22 protein-coding genes and 1 tRNA gene are annotated in these 23,840 nt (G+C 51.3%); 3 read left to right on the forward strand and 20 right to left on the reverse strand.

Features of this window, described 5'->3' with window-relative positions; translation table 11 throughout:
• Window positions 1-108: 108 nt before the first annotated feature.
• From KHQ09_RS10740 to KHQ09_RS10775, 8 genes are all read right to left on the reverse strand, one after another.
• A complete protein-coding gene (locus KHQ09_RS10740; RefSeq protein WP_213598211.1) occupies window positions 109-474 on the reverse strand; it encodes a GNAT family N-acetyltransferase in 366 nt (121 codons plus the stop codon).
• A gap of 205 nt (window positions 475-679) precedes the next feature.
• Window positions 680-2,098: a trigger factor gene (gene tig / locus KHQ09_RS10745; RefSeq protein ID WP_116087516.1), complete on the reverse strand. Its 1,419-nt coding sequence runs from the start codon at window positions 2,096-2,098 to the stop codon at window positions 680-682.
• Between the two features lie 411 nt (window positions 2,099-2,509).
• Window positions 2,510-3,976 (reverse strand): metal-dependent hydrolase family protein, encoded by a 1,467-nt coding sequence (locus KHQ09_RS10750; RefSeq protein WP_213598213.1) that lies wholly within the window; start codon window positions 3,974-3,976, stop codon window positions 2,510-2,512.
• Window positions 3,977-4,271: 295 nt separating this feature from the next.
• Window positions 4,272-4,354: transfer RNA gene (locus KHQ09_RS10755), tRNA-Leu, on the reverse strand.
• A gap of 134 nt (window positions 4,355-4,488) precedes the next feature.
• Window positions 4,489-5,070: a GDYXXLXY domain-containing protein gene (locus KHQ09_RS10760; protein ID WP_213598215.1), complete on the reverse strand. Its 582-nt coding sequence runs from the start codon at window positions 5,068-5,070 to the stop codon at window positions 4,489-4,491.
• Window positions 5,067-6,239: a DUF2157 domain-containing protein gene (locus KHQ09_RS10765; RefSeq protein ID WP_213598217.1), complete on the reverse strand. Its 1,173-nt coding sequence runs from the start codon at window positions 6,237-6,239 to the stop codon at window positions 5,067-5,069. Before KHQ09_RS10765 ends, KHQ09_RS10760 begins: the two co-directional genes overlap by 4 nt.
• A 93-nt stretch (window positions 6,240-6,332) precedes the next feature.
• Complete coding sequence (locus KHQ09_RS10770; protein ID WP_213598219.1) at window positions 6,333-7,271, reverse strand: sterol desaturase family protein; 939 nt, start codon at window positions 7,269-7,271, stop codon at window positions 6,333-6,335.
• An 83-nt stretch (window positions 7,272-7,354) separates the two neighbouring features.
• Window positions 7,355-7,810, reverse strand: a complete 456-nt coding sequence (locus KHQ09_RS10775; protein WP_213598221.1) for a hypothetical protein — start codon at window positions 7,808-7,810, stop codon at window positions 7,355-7,357.
• A gap of 449 nt (window positions 7,811-8,259) precedes the next feature.
• Between KHQ09_RS10775 and KHQ09_RS10780 the strand changes: the two genes are divergently transcribed.
• Both KHQ09_RS10780 and trmFO read left to right on the forward strand, forming a co-directional pair.
• Complete coding sequence (locus KHQ09_RS10780; protein ID WP_022711474.1) at window positions 8,260-8,412, forward strand: DUF1127 domain-containing protein; 153 nt, start codon at window positions 8,260-8,262, stop codon at window positions 8,410-8,412.
• A 381-nt stretch (window positions 8,413-8,793) separates the two neighbouring features.
• Window positions 8,794-10,197 (forward strand): methylenetetrahydrofolate--tRNA-(uracil(54)-C(5))-methyltransferase (FADH(2)-oxidizing) TrmFO, encoded by a 1,404-nt coding sequence (gene trmFO / locus KHQ09_RS10785; protein WP_213598223.1) that lies wholly within the window; start codon window positions 8,794-8,796, stop codon window positions 10,195-10,197.
• Between the two features lie 179 nt (window positions 10,198-10,376).
• Here trmFO and KHQ09_RS10790 read toward each other — a convergent pair whose 3' ends face one another.
• From KHQ09_RS10790 to yajC, 4 genes are all read right to left on the reverse strand, one after another.
• On the reverse strand, window positions 10,377-11,252 hold the full coding sequence (locus KHQ09_RS10790; RefSeq protein WP_238481778.1) for a phytoene/squalene synthase family protein: 876 nt from the start codon (window positions 11,250-11,252) through the stop codon (window positions 10,377-10,379).
• 4 nt (window positions 11,253-11,256) lie between these two features.
• Window positions 11,257-11,646 carry an Mth938-like domain-containing protein gene (locus KHQ09_RS10795; RefSeq protein ID WP_213598225.1) on the reverse strand — a complete coding sequence of 130 codons (390 nt, stop codon included), beginning with the start codon at window positions 11,644-11,646 and terminating at the stop codon, window positions 11,257-11,259.
• 189 nt (window positions 11,647-11,835) lie between these two features.
• Entirely contained in the window at window positions 11,836-14,085 is a 2,250-nt protein-coding gene (gene secD / locus KHQ09_RS10800; protein WP_213599945.1) for a protein translocase subunit SecD, read from the reverse strand.
• Window positions 14,086-14,376: 291 nt separating this feature from the next.
• Window positions 14,377-14,718, reverse strand: coding sequence for a preprotein translocase subunit YajC (gene yajC / locus KHQ09_RS10805; RefSeq protein ID WP_022711479.1), 342 nt, complete (start codon window positions 14,716-14,718; stop codon window positions 14,377-14,379).
• A 468-nt stretch (window positions 14,719-15,186) separates the two neighbouring features.
• Here yajC and KHQ09_RS10810 point away from each other — a divergent pair, with 468 nt between their 5' ends.
• Entirely contained in the window at window positions 15,187-16,053 is an 867-nt protein-coding gene (locus tag KHQ09_RS10810; RefSeq protein ID WP_075654874.1) for an ATP-binding protein, read from the forward strand.
• A gap of 108 nt (window positions 16,054-16,161) precedes the next feature.
• Here the strand turns inward: KHQ09_RS10810 and KHQ09_RS10815 are convergent, their stop codons facing one another.
• From KHQ09_RS10815 to KHQ09_RS10850, 8 genes are all read right to left on the reverse strand, one after another.
• Window positions 16,162-17,397, reverse strand: a complete 1,236-nt coding sequence (locus tag KHQ09_RS10815) for a LysM peptidoglycan-binding domain-containing protein (protein WP_420801477.1) — start codon at window positions 17,395-17,397, stop codon at window positions 16,162-16,164.
• Between the two features lie 423 nt (window positions 17,398-17,820).
• Window positions 17,821-18,498, reverse strand: a complete 678-nt coding sequence (locus KHQ09_RS10820) for a protein-L-isoaspartate(D-aspartate) O-methyltransferase (protein WP_022711482.1) — start codon at window positions 18,496-18,498, stop codon at window positions 17,821-17,823.
• A gap of 137 nt (window positions 18,499-18,635) precedes the next feature.
• Window positions 18,636-19,916 carry a serine--tRNA ligase gene (gene serS / locus KHQ09_RS10825; RefSeq protein ID WP_022711483.1) on the reverse strand — a complete coding sequence of 427 codons (1,281 nt, stop codon included), beginning with the start codon at window positions 19,914-19,916 and terminating at the stop codon, window positions 18,636-18,638.
• A 155-nt stretch (window positions 19,917-20,071) separates the two neighbouring features.
• Entirely contained in the window at window positions 20,072-20,908 is an 837-nt protein-coding gene (tatC, locus tag KHQ09_RS10830; protein ID WP_022711484.1) for a twin-arginine translocase subunit TatC, read from the reverse strand.
• The gene (gene tatB / locus KHQ09_RS10835; protein ID WP_213630833.1) at window positions 20,905-21,540 is read right to left on the reverse strand and encodes a Sec-independent protein translocase protein TatB; all 636 of its coding nucleotides are present in this window, start codon (window positions 21,538-21,540) and stop codon (window positions 20,905-20,907) included. Before tatB ends, tatC begins: the two co-directional genes overlap by 4 nt.
• A 111-nt stretch (window positions 21,541-21,651) precedes the next feature.
• Window positions 21,652-21,876 (reverse strand): twin-arginine translocase TatA/TatE family subunit, encoded by a 225-nt coding sequence (locus tag KHQ09_RS10840; protein ID WP_022711486.1) that lies wholly within the window; start codon window positions 21,874-21,876, stop codon window positions 21,652-21,654.
• 286 nt (window positions 21,877-22,162) lie between these two features.
• Window positions 22,163-22,873 (reverse strand): SMC-Scp complex subunit ScpB, encoded by a 711-nt coding sequence (gene scpB, locus KHQ09_RS10845; RefSeq protein WP_151159353.1) that lies wholly within the window; start codon window positions 22,871-22,873, stop codon window positions 22,163-22,165.
• Window positions 22,874-22,908: 35 nt separating this feature from the next.
• Window positions 22,909-23,811: a segregation and condensation protein A gene (locus tag KHQ09_RS10850; RefSeq protein ID WP_022711489.1), complete on the reverse strand. Its 903-nt coding sequence runs from the start codon at window positions 23,809-23,811 to the stop codon at window positions 22,909-22,911.
• Window positions 23,812-23,840 lie beyond the last annotated feature (29 nt).

The raw sequence follows: 23,840 nt of genomic DNA on the forward strand, positions 1-23,840 counted from the left end.
GCGGACTATAAACATTATGGTGCAACAGTGCACCCTGCATTGACGGAAAAAGTACAAATTCCCGTAACAAAGCATGGGCTTGTAAAGATAAATGACCTCACAGCACGGTCATATATCGACCATACCCAGCCTGCGATAGAGCCGCTCTGCTCCAAAGGGGTTATTACTCTCCACTTTGAGACAAACACTCTCAGCACCACGTAATTGGAAAACCTGAAAACAATGCTGCAATAAGGCTTCGCCGATGCCCTGCCTGCGCCAGTCGGGATGCACGACAATATCCTTGATAAAAGCACTGCTCCAGCAATGCGCAAAAGCAATCAGCTGCCCTTGGATATCTGTCACCGGAAAAATCAGACCGGCATCATATTCCTCATCAGTGGACAGTGCCTGCCACCAGTCACGCAATGGCGGCACTGTATTGCCAACAGCTTGATAGGAGGCTGACAGCAAAGCATGGAGTTCTGCAATCATATCCGACCGGAAGGCGGATAAAATCACATTCTTTGGCCAAACAGGCTGCGGCTGCTCGTCACTCAGCGATTTACATAAATGATAATACGGTCTTGGTTGCATTGCAGCACAATAGCGCAACACGGCCGGCAGTAAAGCACCGCTGACAGCAAACAAAAAAGCCGCGTTTTGCAACGCGGCTTTCTCATAACTTTATGCGGGCTGATTATTCAGCTGCATCATCAGCTTTTTTAGCTGCTTTTTTCTTTGGAGCAGCTTTTTTAGCAGGCTTTGCTTCTTCTGCTGCGCCTTCTTCTTCAGCTGTCAGCTCTTCTTTGGTCACTTTTTTATCAGTGACGGAGATTGTGCCGAGCAGGTGATCAACAACCTTTTCTTCAAAGATTGGTGCGCGCAGATTAGCAACTGCATCAGGAGTTTTACGCAGGAATTCATAAACCTGCTGTTCCTGACCCGGGTAACGACGAACCTGATCGTAAACAGCGCGCTGCAGTTCTTCTTCGGTTACTTCTACACCGGCTTTTTCGCCGATTTCGGAAAGAACCAGACCAAGACGTACACGGCGTTCAGCAAGCTTGCGATATTCTTCGCGAGCAGCTTCTTCAGTGGTTTCTTCGTCTTCAAAAGTCTTACCAGCCTGCTGCAGGTCGAAATTGATCTGCTGCCAGATGTTGTTGAACTCAGCATTAACCAGACGTTCTGGTGTTTCGAACTGATATTCTGCATCCAGACCGTCGAGGATCTGACGCTTAACTTTCTGGCGGGTGATCTGGCCGTACTGACCTTCGATCTGTTCACGAACAACAGTGCGCAGACGATCAAGGCTTTCAATGCCCAGCTTCTTAGCAACTTCGTCGTTCAGTTCCAGCTCAGCAGCTTTAGCAACTTCCTTCACAGTGATGTCGAAGGTTGCTTCTTTACCGGCCAGATGAGCAGCGCCGTAATTTTCAGGGAAAGTAACTTTGATCTGCTTTTCATCACCGGCTTTTACACCGACCAGCTGATCTTCAAAGCCCGGAATGAACTGGCCGGAACCGAGTACCAGCTGTGCATCCTGATCTGCGCCGCCTTCGAAAGGAACGTCTTCCAGCTTACCGAGGTAATCCATGGTAACGCGGTCGCCGTCTTCAGCTTTGCCTTTTTTCGCTTCGAAAGTACGAGCGGAAGAAGCGATTTTCTTAACCTGCTCTTCAACTTCTTCGTCCGAAATATCAACAACTTCACGGGTCACTTTAAGACCGGAAACGTCTTTGATTTCGATTGCCGGCAGAACTTCGTAATTCATGGTGAATTCGAAATCAGCTTTACCGGCCAGAACCTTTTCGGCTTCTGCTTCATCTTCGCTCATTGCAACTTCTGGCTGGGTTGCAGCTTTTTCGTTGCGGTCAGCAAGGATCGAACGGGTTGAATCGTTCAGAATTTCGTTAACGATCTCAGCCATGAAAGACTTGCCGTACATCTTACGCAGATGTGCTGCAGGAACTTTACCAGGACGGAAACCATCGATCTTAGCGCGACCGCGAGCGGTTTCGAGGCGCTCAGCAAGCTTTGCTTCAAGATCCTGTGCCGGAACCACGACTTTGATCTCGCGCTTCAGCCCTTCATTGAGCGTTTCGGTAACCTGCATGTCAAAACCTTCACTTTGTCTTCGTTTCGCATGACCGGCCGCATGACCGTAGCCGCCGTGGCTAGCGAAATTTCTTGTTTTTCTGTTTGTCACATACCGCGCACAAATATGCGCAAAGGCTATGGGACATCCCGGAACGGATATAAAGCCTGCCGGATTATGACAGTGACTCTATATATAAATGGTACGGATTTTAAGCAGCCATACCTGATTTCTGCTATTGAATTTCCTGCACAATATCTGCTCATTCACCGGCATAAAGTCACATTTCGTAACAGAGCCCGTGCGACAGCATTGCGCCAGAATCCCATTTATCGCAAACCCATTACAATCAGCGCCCGCAAAATACAAGATGCGATTGAATGTTCACCCGCAATCCATCGGATTTTATCGACCTTTTACCGATGCGGATTATGCAGTCAGTATATTTTTATAAACAACACCGTCTTTCATAATCAGCTTCATATTCTTGTCCGGATCAGCAATCAGAGACACATCCTCCAGCGGATTACCGTCGATCAGCAGCATATCCGCCATTGCACCTTTTTCGATAACGCCGACAGCTGCACCATAAGGATTACGGTTTCCTGATAGCGCCAGCAATTCGGCATTGGTGCCGGTCGCCATTTTCAGCACGTCACCATTATCAAACCAGCGCGCCAGTTTCGCCAGCTGACGTCCTTGCGAAGCTGTGCCTTTCGGGTTGAACAGAATATCCGTCCCCCATGCCATTTTGACATTATATTTAGGCCCCAGTTCAAATGCACGGATCGTGCCTTCGGCAATCATTTTCTGCTGGTCGCGCTGTATCTGCGAGGCATAAACATTGGCATCCTCATCCGCCAGAAACGGCTGAATGCTCCACCATGCACCGGCATCTGCCATTTGCCTGACGGTTTCCTCATCGGCCAGCTGGCCATGTTCAATCGACTGCACGCCGCAAGCCAGCGCCCGCTGAATACCGGCTGACGTATAAACATGCGCACAGACATAAGTGCCCCAATCCTTGGCAGCCATGACCGCAGCACGGATTTCAGCCTCGGTAAATTGCAGGGAATCCAGCGGATCATAGGCCGATGCCACACCGCCGCCGACCATAATTTTGATCTGGCTGGCGCCCAGCATCAGCTGTTCACGTACACGACGCAGCACTTCGGCCTCACCGTCTGCAATTGCAGCTATACCGGCAGATTCCGCAAGGCTCAGATCATTCGCACTATGGCGCGGAATATCACTGCGCTGGCGGAAATCGCCATGACCGGAGGTCTGGGACACCATCGCGCCGGACGGATAAATGCGAGGTCCCGGAATACGCTTTTCATCAATCGCACGCTTCAGCGCAAAGGAAGGCCCGCCCATATCGCGCACGGTCGTAAAGCCACGCATCAAAGTGCGCTGTGCTTCCTGTGCCGCAACAAGATGCACATAGGCAATATCGGATGTCATCGCCACCATTTGCGGAATAGCCGCCAGAATACTGTGCCAATGGGCATCAATCAGACCCGGCATCAGCACGCGGTTGCCACAATCAATCACCTGCGCATCAGCAACATTCTCTGAAGCTTTGAGAATATCCGCAATTTTTCCGCCGCTCACCAGAACATTATGTCCTTCGATCAGCTTTGAGGATTTTCCGTCGAAAATGCGCAAATTTTTCAGTAAAACAGGCTGGCCTGCAACAGAAACGGGCGTCTGAGCCAGCGCCTGAACCGGATCAGCCACCACGGCACCTGCCATCACAGCCGCAAGGCCGCTCAGAACGGAACGGCGGCTCAGCCCGCGACCAATGCGTTCATTCAGCTGTGTGATTGCCGGACTATGGCACAAGCATCCAAATCCATGAGCATATTGCCCGTAACGCGCACCATAGTTTCCCATAGTCTCAAACCTTTCTAAAGCTTTGATAAGACTGCATCAGCATAAATATATTATGCGGAAACTTCGGCCATAAAGTTTTAGAATTGATGAAATTCAGCACGACCCGTCAGGATATATTTGCTGCGGAGACTATAAACAGCAGGCAATGAGAAAAGATGCCATCTCAAACTGCATTGTAACCCAATTTGTAACACAGTCTGTATCACAAAACCGACCCAAAACGCACCTTCGCCAAAATTGCAGCATAAATCACGCAGCAATTACAAAGACTTACAAAGATCAAAGAGAATAAAAATGGTGCGGATAGAGGGACTCGAACCCCCACGGTCTCCCGCCAGAACCTAAATCTGGTGCGTCTACCAATTTCGCCATATCCGCAACCGAAGCACGTATGCTTTGATGTGCGCCGCTCTATAGCATTCAATTTTCCGGCTTCAAAGGGGAAAAACAGATTATTTTTGATAAGAGACTGTCATACACAGATCTTATCACTTCCCCTTTGCCGCCTCACCTCAGAACAGCGGTTCATCAAAAACCTGTTTGCCGTCAATCCTCAGCGCGCGGATCGCCGCGACACCTTTTTCATTCACTGACAGGACGATATCCACGTTGCTATCGCGCTGGGCATTTTCAACAGCCAGCCCCTCGCCCTCCGGCACATAATAGCGCTCGATGCCATAAACAACAGGCAGGATTGAATAGCTGTCAAAGAGCTGAAACGGAGCCTCAACCTCCCCGCGCAAAAAGATTTCACCATCTTTTAATGCATCCGGAACATCAAATTGCGCCCGCTTCGCCTCCCACGAACCATCGGCCTGTTTCGCCAGCACGACATAAATATAGTTCAGGCCGCTTTTGCGTTTCGGCTGACCGCTAATCATATGTGCAGGCAAGCGGGAGATTTCATAGCTCAGAATAACATAATCGCCGCGCATCAAATCGCGCGGATCAACCGGCAAAGTCCGCAGCACCACTTCCGAACCGCTGCGCAGAATACTGATACGCTGCTGAACACCTGCCAGCATCACACCCGACTGCAGCAATGCCGCGATAATGGCAGCGACATAAAGCCAGCGTTTTTTAAGAAAAGTCATGGCTGCTGCTCCCCATCATGAACGGACGCCGCTTTTGCAGGTGTGCCATGCAGATATTTTTCCATACGGGTAACCAGATAAGCCAGCCCCATCACCAGCAGACCGCCAATCAGGAAGACACCGGACGTGCCAATCATCGTCCCCACAGTCACGGTCGCCAGATACAACACATGCAGAGAGAAACCGGCATAGGCGAACCAGCGTAATTGTCCGCTTTTTTCACCGGCAATAATCAGCGCAAAAACACAGACGGCAATTGCCACCAGCGAATAGACCGCATCGGCACCGGCCTCATAACTATTGAACAAGTCTTTATGCTCAACCTGAAAGATAAACAGCGCGATCAGCAGAGAAGCCAGACCATAACCGGCCAGCTGCGAGCCAAATCCGTAGCTGTAACGTTCAAAAGCCGGCCAGCGCCCCTGACAAATCACCAGCACAGCGCCAAGGGCAATCATCAGGATCAGGATCGCCTGATTTTCAATGTCAAAATACAAAGTGAGGAAATAAGCCAGTGTCAGCGCTGCCAGCAAATGCATGGCCTTATCCGCTTTTGTGTAGATAATGGCTCCGACACAGGCGAGAATATAAAGCGGCATAACCCAGCGATAAGATGCAACCAGATTGACCTGCCCGCCAAGCTCATTCAGCACGGTTGACAGATAAAAGCCACCGATACCCAATGCCGCAGCGGTCAAAATCGGCGCGCGCAGCAGCACCGCAGCAATCAACACGCCAACGCCCCATGCCAGTGCCGCCGTCGTCATATCACCGGACATATGATACATCTGCCCGATCAGCGCGATACCGGCACCATAGGTAATGGCCGAGAGCAGATAGAGCGCCGGTGCAAAAATCGCTGCCAATGTGCTTTGCCCGCTTTCACCGCGCCTTTGCAGCCATGCGCCGCCAAGATAACCGCTCCACATGACAAACAGGATCAGCGCCACGCGCCAGACACGCGGTATGACTTCCCAATTGGCTGCAACAAACAGGATCAGCGCCGCGCCAAGCAATAATGCACCCAGTACAGCGAGAACACCGCCAATACCAAAGCCGTTCTTGCGGGTTTTAACATCAAGACGCAGCCTGTCTGCGGTCTCCTGATCCAGCAGCCCTTGGGACTGCCATTGGTCAATCTGATGTGCAAGGGAAACAAAAATGGACAAATGGCGATCCTGTTATAATGGTTGCTCCGGTTTGCATGAGAACAAACCTGCCCGATGCAATAAACGAGCGCATAGCTTTATTATCGTGTTAAATTAAGACGAGCGCTCAGGCAATCCCGGCTTACCGGCTTCATCAGGGTTCAGGCGCACATAATCAGCCTTCAGATCTTCCGATGTCTTGCGGCTGCCGTCATGGCTCCAGCCGGGCGGCGCTGCCATATACATCAGCCTTTGCCGCAGGCTCAGACCCGGAGCAAACACATCTTTCATCATCCCCGCCCATTCATGAAATGCCACCCGCACCGGATTGAAAGTACCGATATTGCGCACAATCCCGTAGCGCGGCATATCCTCCGGCAATTCTTCCACAAATGTGCCGAATAATCGGTCCCAGATAATCAGCGTACCGGCAAAATTCGCATCCAGATAGCGCGGATTGGTTGCGTGATGCACACGGTGATGCGAAGGCGTATTGAAGATCAGTTCAATAGGCTTCCACATTTTGCCGATTGCTTCCGTATGAATCCAGAACTGGTAGATCAGATTAAAGCCATAGACGAAAGCAATCACCGCCGGATGAAAGCCCAGCAATACCAGCGGCACCTGCAATATAAACATGCCGGTAATCTGCCCTGTCCATGACTGACGCAGTGCCGTGGTCAGATTATAGTGCTGGCTGGAATGATGATTGACATGCTCCGCCCAGACCCAGCGCACCCGATGGGCAATACGGTGATACCAGTAATAGCGCAGATCATCGAAAATAAAGGCAGCGATAAAAACCCACCAATGCAGGCCGAGATCAAAGAAACGGAACTGCCATACCCACAGCAATGCTGTGACAGAAACAAAACCGAGCAGCAGCCCTGCCACAACATTACCGGTGCCCATCAACAGGCTGGTCAACGCATCACGGGTTTCAAACTCACCTTTACGATGCCAATAGCGCACAGCAACCAGCTCAATCATAATCGCAAGGAGATATAATGGCACTGCCAGCAGTGTCACGTCGAAGAATGCCGGATCATGCATAATGACAACTCCCCTTTTTATTGTTGAGGCCGCACTAGAGCGGTTTACGTCCAGATTGGATCATAGCGCTCGCTCCAGATTCTTTATTTGGCCGCACTATCACGGGCGTCAAGTTGATCCAACTTGACTGTGAAATGCTCCAGCCATTCACAGACCTGATCGCGTGTCTTTTTGTCAGCAAAAGAAAAAGCAGCCGCAGGCCATGTAAAATCATGCATCTGCAAAAACAGTCTTGTTTCGTCCTGCTTACGGATTTCCGCAATATCTTGCGCTTTTAAAATACGTGTCAAAAATTTAGCACCCACCGCATGAACAATACCGGTTCCCTGCTGCGGCAAGTCAAAAAAAGCAGTGCGCCGGTCTTGAGTATAATAAATGCGGGTGATCAGGCTTTCCGGATAATCCTGCCGGAAACGCTCCAGCACATCCTTATCGCTGTCTAAAACCGCCTGCCGGTTACCGCCAAGCAGATGAACAGCCACTGCGCCGGTGATAATACCGGCGACGATCATGCCAATGAGTACAGGCAAACTCAGCAAGCGACCTGATCTCCCCCTATAAACAAGCCGTTCCCCTTCATGAAAACAAGGTTCCCACGAAAATTCTCCGCATTCAAGTATCCAAAAATCGCACAGGTACTCAATAACCAGCCCGCAATTTTACCAGTCGCTAACCTTAATGCCGTGCTGCTTTGCATAGCTCTTGAAATGTCACAATTTCTACACAACCCACAGGCGATATTTTTGTGAGGCTTAATGCGTCATACCGCATTTAAATTACCCGCAATCACGGCTTAACGAACGAAAATTGCGACCGGCACCAATTTTGTCCAAATAGCGACTAAATAGCGATTTAAATCGTTTAAATGAGGTCTGCAAGGCTCGCAGAGGAGCTATGCAATCTTGTCTCTCCTCATTTCTGATTACCCGGGCTATATACAGGACAACAGATTACACAACACAACTGAACACAATCGAGGGTTTTAAAAATGAACATCATTCGCTCTTTCAACAACTGGCGCCGTTACCGTGACACAGTTTCCGAACTGAACCGTTTGTCCAACCGTGAACTCGGTGATCTTGGTATCTCCCGCTCAGACATTCCTTACATCGCCCGCAAGTCCAACACTGCCGGTATGTAATTGGTAAAACTGTCAGGATCGGGAATTCGCCTGAACTGATAGTATGTATGCCACGAAATATCTGTGCCGGAGTTTTTCAACCACCGGCGCGGACGGATAAACATCCTCCCCTTTCATGACCGGTATTCCTCCTCCCGTACCGGTCATGTTTTATTGCCTGCTGTTGTCCCTCCCGTTTTTCAGCAGGCATAGCGCTGTCAGGACTATGTCCTCCATTCTGCGCTGACTGATATCCCCCCATATCAGTCCTCCTTAAGATAGCTCTGTCGCCCTCCCTCCTGCGACAGGGCTATTTTTTATCCATTATTCCTATCCGCAAAAGCTTGTGATCTGACACAGAGGTGATTGATGCTGCGTTGCAAAAGCGGTATTGGACAAAGCATGTCCAATTTATCATCCTATTCACCTGTTCACATTATCGGCGGCGGCCTCGCAGGCAGCGAAGCGGCATGGCAGATTGCTGAAGCAGGCATTCCCGTCATCATTCATGAAATGCGTCCGGTGCGCGGTACAGATGCGCATAAGACCCACGGACTGGCTGAGCTTGTATGCTCCAATTCCTTCCGCTCGGATGATGCTGAAACCAATGCCGTTGGCGTGCTCCATGCTGAAATGCGTCTGGCCAATTCGCTGATTATGGCCTGCGCCGATGCCAATCAGGTTCCGGCCGGTGGTGCGCTGGCTGTTGACCGTGACGGTTTTTCCGATGCGGTCACTGCAAAGCTTGAAGCGCATCCGCTCATCACCATTCAGCGTGAAGTGGTTGAAGGTCTGCCACCGGAAGACTGGGGCAATACCATCATCGCCACCGGCCCGCTGACTGCTGCAGAACTGGCGGAGGCAATCGCGCAGGAAACTGAAGCCGATTCCCTCGCCTTCTTTGATGCGATTGCGCCGATCATCCATTTTGACAGTATCAATATGGATATCTGCTGGTTCCAGTCGCGCTATGACAAAGTTGGTCCGGGCGGCACAGGCAAAGACTATATCAACTGCCCAATGGATAAAGAGCAATATCAGGCCTTTATTCAGGCTTTGATTGACGGTGAAAAGACCGAGTTCAAAGAATGGGAAGGCACACCTTATTTCGACGGCTGTCTGCCGATTGAAGTAATGGCAGAGCGCGGCCCTGAAACCTTGCGTCATGGCCCGATGAAACCGATGGGGCTGACCAATGCCCATAATCGCGATGTGAAGCCCTATGCAGTTGTGCAGCTGCGTCAGGATAATGCGCTCGGTACGCTCTATAATATGGTCGGTTTCCAGACCAAGCTGAAATATGGCGAACAGACCCGGATTTTGCGCATGATTCCAGGTCTGGAGAATGCGGAATTTGCCCGCCTCGGCGGTTTGCACCGCAATACCTATCTCAATTCACCGATCCTGCTGGATACCAGTCTGCGCCTGAAATCCCGCCCGCAAATCCGTTTTGCAGGCCAGATTACCGGTTGTGAAGGCTATGTGGAATCTTCAGCGATGGGCTTGCTCGCCGGTCGTTTTGCAGCTGCACAGCAGCGTGGCGAGACTTTGCCGCCACCGCCTGTCACTTCGGCTTTCGGCGCCTTGCTCAATCACATTACCGGCGGTCACCTCGTCAGTGATGATGAACCGGGCAAACGTTCTTTCCAGCCGATGAATGTGAATTTCGGCCTGTTTCCGGAAGTTACAGTTCCGAAACAGGAAGGCGTACGCCTGCGCGGCAAGGAAAAGACACAGGCCAAAAAACGTGCTCTCAGCGCACGGGCTCTGAATGACTTCAAAGTCTGGTTGCAAGAACAGCAGTAATATTTAAAAAGCCGCCTCAAAGGGCGGCTTTTTTTTGAGCATTTCACAGTCAAGTTGGGTCAACTTGGACAGTTCGGGATAATGCGATAAACTAAGCAATCTAGAGCGAGCACTGCGATCAAACATGAACGTAAACCGCTCTAGATCACAGTCAAACGCCGAAACCGAAAATGCTCTGATTACGCTTTAAGTGAGGATTTCAGATAAATCCACTGGCGTCGTAATTGTGACAGGTCAATGCTCTGTTCGGCCACCAGATCAGCCTTGCGCTCCGCACGTTTCAGCACCAACGGAACCAAACGCACCGGCAGATAAGCAGCTTTCAAGCTTACCGGCATCGGCTGTTTTTCAAAAGCCGCGTAATGTTCCCGCGCCAGAGCTGTCACCACAGCCACAACACGCTGCATCGCCGCTTTGTCATCACCCTTGATAAATTGCTCTGTCGTAACACCCACAGCCTGCAACATATCTTCCGGCACATAGACCTGCCCGCGGCGGCGATGCAAAGGCATCAGCCGTAGCAAACCGCTGACAGCCTGCGCAACACCCGCATGGCCGGAGAGTTCAGCTGAAGATTTCGCCGCATCGGCATCCAAGATCATTGCCGCCATCTGCAAAATGGCGCAGGCGGTTTCGCCGCAATAGCCTTCCAGATCATTGCGGCTCGGCATCGGATCATTATAGAGATCGAAAATCCGTGCCTCACAATAGGCATCAAATACGGAACCTGGCAGCTGATATTCACCAATCGCTTTGAGCAGTAAAGCCGCCACCGGATTGCCGGTCACTGCACCATGTTCGGTGCCATTGATAAGATCACGCCACCATTGCAGGCGCACTTCCCCCGGCAATGCATCATGTACCACATCACGGATACGGGCGATTTCGGCATTGAATGCATAGAGTGCAGCAAGCGCAGGCCGCTTATCTTCCGGCGCATAGAGCACAGCCAGATAGCGGTCAAAATCACTCTGGCGCAGAAATTGCAGGCAATGCTGATAATGTCCGGTCTCGGCCGCTGAAAGTGTCACGGCTTTATTGTCAGTTTCAGCCACGCTCTCACTCCACGGCAATCAGAGCGGCGGCAACGGCGCGGTCTTCCGCAAGCAGCACATTATAGGTGCGCACAGCAGCGCCGGTGCTCATCGGATCGGAAGAAATGCGGTGCTCACGCAGTACAGCCTTAACATCTTCCGGTATCCGGCGCAGATCCATACCCGTGCCAACCAGCAGAATTTCAATATCGCTTGCCTGTTGCAGGATCATATCCAGATCAGCCACCGTCAGAATTGGCGGCTGTTTTGGCTCCCAGCCATGAATGCCGGATGGCAGACACATTAATGAACCGCGATGCGACATTTCCGCAAAACGAAACCCGCCATTTCCATAGGCATCAATCGGAGCCCGTCCCGGAAAATGCGCCTCACGGATTTCAATGCCAGTGTTCATTTCGTCTCTCTTTATCTTGAGCGCTATAATCTGCTCAGCCCCGCATGGATGGCAAGCACTGATATGCGCCCCTTCTACAACAATATGGGAGTTTTACCAGTTCATTACAGTGCATTTCAGCCTGATTAAAACAGCATTGCCCGCAGGAGAACCTGCGGGCAATGCTTATTGTTATATTTTGCTGATTACTCAGCTTGCGGTTTGTGGTTCCGCGTTTTCGCTGACATCTGACGGTCTGATGCCGAGCAGCCAAAGCAACGGCCCCGCAATATAGATCGACGAATAGGTCGCGATAATAATCCCCAGCGACATCATCACTGCAAAGGAACCAATATCCGCGCCGCCAAAGATGTAGAGCGGGATCAGCGCCAGCAGCGTGACCAGTGAGGTCAGAATTGTACGGGACAGCGTCTGATTGATCGCGGCATCCACCAGCATACTGACCCGCGTCTGCGGATAACGGCGCAGATTATCACGCACGCGGTCATACACGACCACCGTATCGTTAAGTGAATAGCCGATCACCGTCAGCAGCGCCGCAAGGCTCCACAAATTATATTCAAAGCGGAACAGCGCAAAAACACCAATCATAATGATAATATCATGCGTTGTTGCCAGCACGGCACCGACAGCAAACTGCCAGCGGAAACGCAGCCACAAATAGGCAAAAACGCCGATCAGTGCCAGTCCGAGCGCTGCATTACCAATACGCGATAAATGATCGGAAACCGTTGGCCCAACCACTTCAACGCGCTGGAAATCATAATCCTGCTCGAACTCGTCGCGCAATTTCACAACTACAGTCTGCTCAGCATCATCACCGGCATCCTGCGAGCCAATCAGCAATTCGGCAAGGTTTTCATTTTTACCCTGCACCACCCGCGCACCGTCAATATTCAGCTCGGACAGACGCAAACGAATATCATCCAGATCCGCAGGCCCTTCACGCGACTGCAGCTCAACGGAAGAACCGCCATCAAAATCGATGCCGTAATTCAAACCCATGGTGAAATAAAACACGAGGGCAGCAACACAGGCAGCGGCAGAGATAATTGCCGTAATGCCGCTCAGCTTCATAAAGCCGATTTTGGTATTGGTTGGCACCAGCTTGAGGAAACGTGCCGGAATCACTGTTGGCTTCGACTGGCGAACCCAGAGAGAAATCAGGAGGCGGGAGAAGGTGTAGGTTGTGAAAAGTGACGTCGCAACACCAATGGTCACGATGATCGCAAATTCATGCAACGGCCCGCTGCCGAACATCAGCAATACCAATGCCGCGATCAGCGTGGTCAGATTGGCATCCACCACACAGGCACGCGCACGGGAAAAACCGGATTCAATCGCCTGTACAACAGAATAACCGTTACGGCGATCTTCACGCATTTTCTCAAACAGCAGGATATTGCTGTCCACCGCCATACCGATTGTCAGCACCAGACCGGCAATGGTTGCCAACCCGACTGCAACGCCGAAGAATGACACCACGGCAATCATCAGCATAACATTGACGCCAAGCGCAATCACAGAGATCAGACCAAGCAGGCCATAGGACAGCACCATAAACAGGGCGACAACCACAAGCGCGCTCAGTGCAGTAATCAGTCCGTAGCTTGTATAATTCTGGCCAAGCGCCGAAGCGATACTGCGCTCTTCCAGAACCTGAACCGGAGCCGCCAGCGGTCCCGAACGCAGAACAACACCAAGATTGCTCAATGTTTCCAGATCAAAGTCACCGGTGATCTGCAGATTGCCGGTCGTAATCGCTTCCTGAATACGCGGAGCCGACACAATCTGATTATCAATCACAACAGCAAGAACAGAGCCGGTATTTTTGGTCGTAAAATCAGCCAGATCCTTTGTGCCCTCTTCCGTCAGGGAGATGGTAATTACTGAATCCTGCGCTGTATTTACACCGACTTCCGCATCGGCAATGTCTTCACCGGTAAGAACCGGTGCTTTTTTAACAATATAACCAACCGGCGGATCATCAAATGAATAGATGATTTCCGAATCCTGCGGAACCAGCCCTTCAGCCAGCGGATCAGGTGTCGTTACTATTTTCGCCTGACGGAAATTGATATCGCCTTTCAGGCTCAGCAGATCTTTGATGAGCTGTGCATCATAAACATCCGGCACTTCAGCGCGTATCTGGTTTTTGTTCTGCACATTGATACGGGCATTATCATAGCCCAGCTCAGACAGACGATCAGCCATAACGGCGGCGCTTTTATCCAGATCTTCTGCAGTAATTTTCGGCGATGCCAGAACAACGCGCGTACCGCCTGTCAGATCAAGACCGGTGATAATCTGCCCTTTCGGGAAACCGTCAGGCAGACCCGACAATTGCTGATCGGAAAAGAAATTAGGTAATGCGAAGATAAAACCGGCCAGAACGACCAGCCAGATCAGTACCGATTTCCAGCGCGGGAAATAGAGCATCGGCAATCCATCCGTAAAATTGATGCCGCTTTGCAGCAAATCCGCAAAACAGACAGGATCAGACGTAACAGTAATGTTTTTGAGAATAACTGCCGAATAAAACACGGCAAATTCTGCTTACACCACCTCATTTTCTGATCTTATACGTGATTCGTACAAATCTCAGCAGGCACACAGGCGGATGGCGCAGATTTTAAGCTGATGATGCGCTATTGCAGCACATCAAATTATATATTCAGACCAATAAAAAAGCCCGCTCAAAGCGGGCTTTAATAACAATAAGCAATAAGCTTACTTGTTCTTGTTGTCGGCAACCGGTTCACCACGGGTGCGCACATCACCGATGGTGGAGCGCAGAACGCGGATCTTGATACCGTCAGCAATTTCAGCTTCCAGTTCATTGTCGTCGATCACTTTGGTAACTTTAGCAATAATGCCGCCACCGGTAATGATTGTGTCATTGCGGCGGATATTGGTCAGCATTTCACCGCGTTTTTTCATCTGATTACGCTGAGGGCGGATAATCAGGAAATACATAACAACGAAAATAAGAATAAACGGCAGAATGCTCATCAGCATATCCGCGCCACCGGCACCACCGGCGGCCTGAGCGTAAGCAGGGGTAACAAACATGAAAGTGACTCCTCGTCAAACTGAAAACTGTCCGATGCTTCTCGGCTGCAGAATTCCTTAAACCGATTGCGGGTTAGGGAATTATGTAGCCAAAGCCGTCATATTTCACCGGCATGCATCAAATTTATTCACTGCGCATTACAACGGTTATACGCCGTTATGCAACCATAGATGCAAATTCTTAATCCACTTTACCAGTGCGGCCATCATTTTTTTCACTCCGGCCTTGGCTACAGGCACAAATACAATATTTTCACACAACCGTACCCATGAGTACTATTCAAAGACAATAATCTTGCTAAAGTCAGACTATTCTTGAAGGCAGTCTTTAAGAAGCAAACAGAAACAGTCCGGTAAAGCCGGTAGCTACAGCTCAAGTGCTTTACTTAAAATCCGGGCATTCTTGCATCCCGTCATAAGTCTGAGGACCGGATACAAGAGTGCCGCGGATAGAATACAGGCTTTAAAATGAACACGACTGAGCAAATATTGAGTGCAAAACTGGATCAGCTGCTGGCTGTTCTTGAGCGCATGGCACCACCTGCCCCGAAACCATTGCAGGCAGAGAGTGCCGATACATTTGTCTGGGAGCCCTCCCGCCTTGAACTGGCACCGGTCAAAAAGGTCAACCGCGTTGATCTCGGCCTCATTCATGGTGTTGACCATGTGCGCGACCAGCTGGTGAGCAATACCGAGCGCTTTGCCCGCGGCCTGCCCGCCAATAATGTACTGCTCTGGGGTGCACGCGGCATGGGTAAATCCTCATTGGTCAAGGCCGCGCAGGCTTCAGTCAATCAAACCGCTGAAAAGCCGCTGAAACTCATTGAAATTCACCGCGAAGATATCAACAGCCTGCCGGTATTGATGAATCTCATCAAAGAGAGCGACTACCGTTTCATACTGTTTTGTGATGACCTGTCCTTCGACCATGACGATACATCTTACAAGTCATTAAAAGCTGCGCTTGAAGGCGGTGTCGAAGGTCGTCCTGACAATGTGATTTTCTATGCCACATCCAACCGCCGCCATCTGATGCCGCGTGAAATGATTGATAATGAGCGTTCCAGCGCTATCAATCCGTCTGAAGCAACAGAAGAAAAAGTCTCCCTCTCCGACCGTTTTGGCCTTTGGCTTGGCTTCCACAAGTGCAATCAGGATGATTATCTGGCCATGGTCGACGGCTATGCTGCGCATTACGGCTTCAATTATCCGGTTGAGAAGCTGCATGCGGAAGCCCTTGAATGGTCAACCACACGCGGCAACCGTTCAGGCCGTGTTGCCTGGCAATATGTGCAGGATCTGGCCGGCAGGCTCGGCATTTCCATTCATGCATAAACAAAAAAGCCCGCTGCATGATGCAGCGGGCTTATTTTCAATTCAGAGCATAATTTTAAAGAGTTGGAACGTCCTTTGCATGGCACATGGCGCTCTATATTCCGGGAATTATGTTTCCAGATATTTCGACGGATTAACCGGCGTTGAGTTCTTGCGCACTTCAAAATGCAGCTTTGGCGATTTTGCATTGCCGCTCATACCGGAACGGGCAATTTCCTCACCGCGACGCACTTTCTGACCGCGTTGCACATTGATCTTGCTGTTATGACCATAGACAGTCACAAGACCATTTTCGTGGCGCACCAGAACAGTCTGACCGAATTCCTTCAGCCCGTCACCGGCATAGATAACCACACCATTTTCGGCTGCTTTAACCGGCGTACCTTCCGGCACCATAATGTCGATACCGTCATTCACAGTACCGCCGTCACGCTGACCAAAGCTGGTCAGCACCTTGCCGCGTACCGGCCAGCGCATCTGCGAGATACCGGTTGCAGAAGGTGCCATGGCGACATCCTGCTCGGCTTCTTCAATCACCTTATTGCTCGCCTGCGGCGGTGTATAAGGTTTCACGCTGCCATCCGGCACCTGTTTTGCAGCTACAGGCGGGGTTGAAGCTGTTTTTACTGTCGTATCAACCGCGGCCTGAACCGGCTTTGCAACAGCGGCGACCTGCGTTGCTGCAGCAGTCGCCGCAACAGGGATCACCAAAGACTGACCGACGCGGATTGTACCGTCGCTCATGCCGTTCGCTTGTTTCAGAGCTGCAGCCGTCACACCATTGCGCTGGGCAATCGCATGCAGCGTATCACCGCTCTGCACAGTATAACCGCCGGTCGCAGCAGCTACTTTTGCGCCTGCATTGGCAACAGCATTATTCACTTTATTCGTCGCAGCCTGCTGAGCATTGGCAACAGCCTGTGTACCGTTTGATTTCAACTGACCAAGGGTCTGCGTACCACCATTGGCAGCAGCAACCAATGCGCCGCCGGCAGCGGCTTTAACGCCCGGAATTGTCAGTGTCTGCCCTGCCCGCAGCATATTCGGGTCAGTAATATTATTCGCAGCCATCAGATCATTCGGAGACACATTAAACCGGCGGGCAACGCCGTAAAGTGTTTCACCCGGCTGCACCATCGCATTATTAACCGAACTTGCCGCAGCATTGGTCATATTGCTGCCAGCCATTGCAACCTGCTGTGTCGCCTGATCGCGCACGGACTGAACAGAGTTCTGAACATTATTCTGCACAACCTGTGCAGCGCCCATCGGTGCGGCAGTTCCTACCGGCGGCAACTCGTTACGCTGCACATTACCGGAAGCCACACGCTGCGCAGCCGGCATCGACGGATAATTATCCGCGCCGTTATTCTGCTGATAGGACTGATTCTGTGACTGCATAATCGCGCGCTGATTATTCGTCGATCCAGTCGTAAGGCCATCCGTAAAGCGTGTCATATCCCCGCTACAGCCAGCAACCACACCTGCAAGCAGGATGACCGCGCTATGACGCAGAAGACGCTCGGACGCATGATGCAAAACTTTTTTACGCATATTCAACCCGTCCATACCCGAAACTCTAAGTAGACTTATTAAAGCGCGTTAATGTTACCTGCTGGTTAAAATTGCTGTAAAAAAATTAAAAGATTCATCAAACGGATACCATAATCGCTAAATCAGGCAAATTTGATACACGACATGCTGCTCCGAAGCCTGTCAGAGCACTGCGACAACTATAAAATCCGGGAAATAAAATCAGCCGAAGTTTCAGAGAAACGCAGCAGAGCCTTCGATAAACGGCTGATAACGCACCATCATCAGGTCTTCACGCTCAAAACGGCTGCCGACTTTGGCCATGCGGCACATGACCTGCTGCCCGTCACCCTGCCCGACCGGTGCAATCATCACGCCATGCGTTGCCAGCAAATCCAGATATTGCCGCGGCATTGCATCCGAAGCCAGCCAGACGATAATGCGGTCATAAGGACCACCGGCTACACCATGGCGGCCATCTGCATGTTTGCAAACAACATTTTCGATCTGATGCGCCTGAAACTGATTACGCGCGGCTTCTGCCAAAGTCTTATAACGCTCAATCGTAGTCACACGCGCAGCAAGACGCGCCATGACAGCGGCAGTGAAACCCGAGCCTGTGCCGATTTCCAACACGCGATGTCCCGCTTCAAGCGACAAAGCCGAAAGAAAACGCGCCTGATCGTCCAGCCCCTCAATTGATTCGCCGCAAGCCAGCGGCAAAACACGATTGCTATAGGCAAAATCCTGATAGGCGGAATTGATGAAATGCTGACGCGGCGTGGCTTCAATTGCTGCAAACAAACGCGGATCGTGCAAACCGCGACTGCGCATACGCAATACAAAAGAGGCAAAACCTTCTTTGCCGCTCATGCGATATTTGCCCGTATTTGCCTGCATATGAATATTCATGAACCCTGCCCGAAGTCAGATTTATAGCCGATCAGGCAGCATCATCCTTTAAAATTGTAAATTCAGAGATAATGCGAAGAAATAAAAATGCCGGAGACATTTCCGCCTCCGGCATTTCCTTAATACACACCTGAATATCAGGCTTTTTCGATACGAGTCATGCCGCCCATATAAGGCACCAGAGCCTCAGGAATGGTGATGCTACCATCTTCTTCCTGATAATTTTCCATCACAGCGATCAGCGCACGGCCGACAGCAACACCGGAACCGTTCAGCGTATGAACAAAACGGGTCGCTTTTTCACCGGCAGCACGGTAACGCGCATTCATGCGACGTCCCTGAAAATCACCGCAGACCGAGCAGCTGGAGATTTCGCGGAATGTGTTCTGACCCGGCAGCCACACCTCAATATCGTAAGTTTTCTGCGCGCCGAAGCCCATATCACCGGTGCAAAGTGTAACAGTGCGGAATGGCAGACCGAGACGCTTCAGAACTTCTTCAGCACAACCGGTCATGCGTTCAAGTTCGGCTTCCGAGCTTTCCGCATCAGTGACCGATACCATTTCCACTTTCCAGAACTGGTGCTGACGCAACATACCGCGTGTATCGCGACCGGCAGAACCAGCCTCTGATCGGAAACAAGGCGTCAGCGCAGTCACACGCATCGGCAGCTCAGCACCATCCACAATCTCACCATTGACCAGATTGGTCAGCGGCACTTCCGCTGTCGGGATCAGCCAGCGGCCGTCAGTGGTGCGGAACAGATCTTCCGAGAATTTCGGCAGCTGGCCTGTACCATATACCGCATCATCACGCACCATCAGCGGAACCATAGTTTCAGAATAACCATGTTCTGTGGTGTGCAGATCAAGCATGAACTGACCAAGCGCACGTTCCAGACGCGCAAGTGCACCTTTCAGCACAGTAAAACGTGAGCCGGACATACGTGTTGCACGCTCGAAATCCATCAGACCGAGGGCTTCGCCCAGTTCAAAATGCTCTTTCGGTTCAAAACCGTAATTACGGATATTGCCGACACGACGTGTCTCGACATTGTCATTCTCGTCTTTACCGACTGGAACGCTGTCATAAGGCACATTCGGCAGGCTCGAAAGAACATCATTCAGCGCTTTATCAAGGCGACGCTCTTCTTCTTCCGCTTCGGTGAGGAAGGTTTTCAGTTCGGCAACTTCCGCCTTCAGGCGGTCAGCGGTCGCCATATCTTTTTCGCCCATCGCTTTGCCGATCTCTTTCGAGGCGGCATTGCGGCGCTCCTGCGCTTCCTGCACCTTGGCAATATGCTGACGGCGGGCTTCATCCAGCGCCAACACATCGGAGGATACAGCAGAGGCTCCGCGCTTTTGCAGAGCAGCATCAAGAGCTTCAGGGTTTTCGCGTATCCATTTAATGTCCAGCATTGGAAGTACCGTTATTTTTAGGTTCAGGTTCACCGTAATCACAACAAGCGGTTACGGCAGGCTCTTATATCGCAACACGATCACAACTGATCCGCTGCAATGCATGAAAAGGCAGCATAAATGCTGCCTTCAATTTCTATCACATGATACGAAAATCAGGACGATTTTTGCTCATTATCATCTGCAGGTGTGAGATTATTGAGAATTTCGGCCTGAGCGCGCTTCTTCTCAATCATCTGTGCCAGCCAGATCGAGATTTCGTAGAGCAGGATTGCCGGTATAGCAAGACCGATCTGGCTTGCTGGATCCGGCGGTGTCAGCACGGCAGCCACCACAAAGGCAATCACAATCGCATATTTGCGCTTATCCCGCAGGCCCTGCGCAGTCACCAGTCCGACCTTGGCCATCAGCGATGTGATAACCGGCAGCTGGAACACCAGACCGAAGGCGAAAATCAGCGTCATAATCAGGCTGAGATATTCCGACACTTTCGGTAGCAGGGAAATCTGCACTTCGCCATCCGCACCCGATTGCTGCATGGCAAGGAAGAACCACATCACCATCGGTGTGAAGAAGAAATAAACCAGCGCGCCACCCAGCAGGAACAGCAAAGGCGAGGCAACCAGAAACGGCAGGAATGCCATACGCTCATGCTTATAAAGGCCGGGCGCAACAAACTTGTAAATCTGCGAAGCAATCATCGGAAAGGCAAGAACCAGACCGCCGAACATCGCCACTTTCACCTGCGTGAAGAAGAATTCCTGCGGTGCAGTATAGATCAATGCAGCTTTGCTGCGATCCATCCCTGCCCAGTCCAGCGCCCATTGATAAGGCAGAACCAGCAAATTGAAGAGATGCTTGGCAAAAGCAAAGCAGAGTACAAAGGCCAGAAAAAAGGCCACAATCGACCAGATCAGGCGGCGGCGCAGCTCAATGAGATGCTCAAGCAAAGGCGCAGCGCTCTGGTCTATTTCATCCTGATCACTGCTCACTGCTCAGTTCCTGTCTTTTTTGTTGTTTTCGCTGCGGCTTTTGCACGGGGCGCGGCAGCTTTTTTCTCTGCGGTTTGCTTTACCGGTGCAGCTTTAACCGCAGAATCGCTTTTTACCGGCGCTTTCTTTGCAGCAGGTTTTGCCGCTGTGTCAGCCGCAGCTTTTGAAGCTCTGGGTTTCGCGGCTTTTTTCACCGGTTCTGCAGCAGCAGGCTCGGTAACAGCAGCTGAAGGCTTTGCAGCAGGCGTTGCCGTTTTCGCCTCTTCCTCTTTGATTTCAGAGAGATCGAGCGGCGAATCCATAGGCACGACCGGTGTTTCCTCCGGCTTCGGCGATGCATTATTCAGGCTGGCACGCAAATCATCACCGGCGCTGCGCACCGGTTCAAAAATATCCGTCACCGTTTTGCGCGGGTCATATTGCTTCACGCCGTCAATTGTCTTTTTGACTTCGTCCAGCTCTGCCTCGCGCAGTGCTTCATCAAAATGCGTCCGGAACTCGTTCGCCGTGGCGCGCAGCTTTCCTGTTGCCTTGCCAAAGGCGCGCAACATTTTCGGAAGATCCTTCGGGCCGACAACAACGATCATAACAACCGCAATTACCAGAAGCTCCGACCAGCCTATATCTAACATCGGCGTTCCATTTCACCATCTGTCCGCCTTTGGCCTGCGTTCAAAGCGAACGCGTGGCCAAAGTCTTTCTGCGCCGCATAAGGCGGCACAGTCCGGCAGAATGATCTGTAATTACAGTTTTGTCGTTTTCTTCGTCGGCTTGACCTGTTCGCCGGTCTCATTGTCGATGGTCTTGGAAGAAGCAACATCGGTTTCTTCAGGCTCGTTCATGCCCTGCTTGAAGTTTTTGATGCCCTTGGCAACATCGCCCATCAGTTCAGGAATTTTGCCGCGGCCAAACAACAGCAGCACAACCGCCAGAACAATAAGCCAGTGCCAGATCGAAAAACTACCCATCTTATATCCCCTAAATGCTCTCGCGGCATATTCATACCGGAGCAGGATTATCCAAATTCAGTCTCTATTTAAGCGCAATCACAGCATTGTTCAAACAGAACCGGCGAAATTTCTCTTTGTTCTACAGCATAGTTACAAAAATAAAAAACATTTATCCGGCAGAACTCCGCTGAAGCCCTTATCCGGTAACCTGCCGCTGTTTGAAATGGCTGCAACCCCGCCGCTGCTTAAAAGTTAACAAGCACAGAATTATGACAATTTTAACAGTAACAGCAGCGAAAAAGGGCTATTTATCTTGTTCATCCTCGACCTTCGGCATGAAAAGACCGAGCTCTTCAATATCACCGGCAGTCAGCGGGTCTTCATCCGCCAGCAACTCATCCGGCCGCACACTCGGCACCGGCACAGAGAAATTCGAAGGCAGGCGTGCGGAGAGCAGCCCTGCCCCGCGCAATTCATCCATACCCGGCAGATCGCGAATCTCTGCTAGACCGAAATGATCCAGAAAACTGTCTGTCGTGCCATAGGTCACCGGACGTCCCGGCGTGCGTCTGCGGCCGCGCAGTTTCACCCAGCCGGTTTCCATCAGCACATCCAATGTGCCTTTTGAAGTTTCCACACCGCGAATATCTTCCATCTCCGCACGGGTTACCGGCTGATGATAAGCAATAATTGCCAGCACTTCGAGCGCCGCACGCGACAGTTTCTTCTGTTTGACCAGATCGCGGCTCATCAGAAAGCTTAAATCCGATGCTGTGCGAAACGCCCAGCCGTCACCGGCCTTGACCAGATTGACGCCGCGCAGACGATATTCACTTTGCAGCACTTTCAGCACCGGCAACAGTTCCACATCCAGCGGCAGTCGCTCCGACAGCATTTTCTCCGTCACCGGCTCGGAAGACGCGAAAATAATCGCCTCAACCATACGCACCACATCACCCAGCGCCTCGCGTGACGGCACGGACGGATTGGCATCATCTGAAGATATGATCGGCATTTCAGCCTCAGCAGCTGTCAAAATTTCAGTCTCGCTCACGCTTCATCCTTATCTTCGCGATCCGTCTTCAGATCATCGGGTACACTGCTTACCGGTTTGCGTTCGGCAGCGCGTACAAAAATCGGCTCGAAAGCTGCATTCTGGCGCAATTCCATCCGCCCTTCACGCACCAGCTCAAGACTGGCGGCAAAGGAACTGGCAATCGCACTAGCACGGTCTTCCGGCCGCGCAATATAATCCAGCAGAAACGCATCCAGCGCCACCCAGTCCTGCAATTCACCTACCATGCGCACCAGCAGCACCCGCGCCTCTTTCAGCGACCAGACTGTGCGCCTGGCAATCTGTACATGGGAAACCGCCTGTCTCTGGCGCTGCGAGGCATAGGCCGTGAGCAGATCATAGAGCGAAGCGCTGTAAAGGCTGGTCTTTTCCACCAGCACCGTTTCCGGCATACCACGGGCAAATACATCGCGCCCCAGCCGGTCACGATTGACCAGTTTGCCCGCCGCATCACGCATCGCTTCAAGCCGTTTCAACCGGAATTGCAAGACGGAAGCCAGCTGTTCGCCGGTCTCACCGTCTTCATCTTTGACTTTGGGGATCAGCAAACGCGATTTGAGATAGGCAAGCCATGCCGCCATCACCAGATAATCGGCAGCCAGCTCCAGCTTTCGGTCGCGTGCCAGCTCGATAAATTTCAGATATTGCTCGGCAAGTGCCAGCACAGAAATCTGTGTCAGATCAACCTTCTGATTGCGTGCCAGATGCAGCAGCAAATCCATCGGCCCTTCAAAACCCTGCACATCCACATGCAGGGTCAGATCTTCCGCACTGTCAGGCGGAATGATGAGTGCCGTCTCTGACTGCCACAGATCATCCATCGGCACATCGGCCTTTGGTGTCTGGGGATTATCCGTCTTTGCGGTTTCGGTACTCATCATCCGGCCTGTTATTTATTGAAGTTCTG

Source organism: Pseudochrobactrum algeriensis, from assembly GCF_018436245.1.
In the GTDB taxonomy this organism is placed as follows: domain Bacteria; phylum Pseudomonadota; class Alphaproteobacteria; order Rhizobiales; family Rhizobiaceae; genus Pseudochrobactrum; species Pseudochrobactrum saccharolyticum.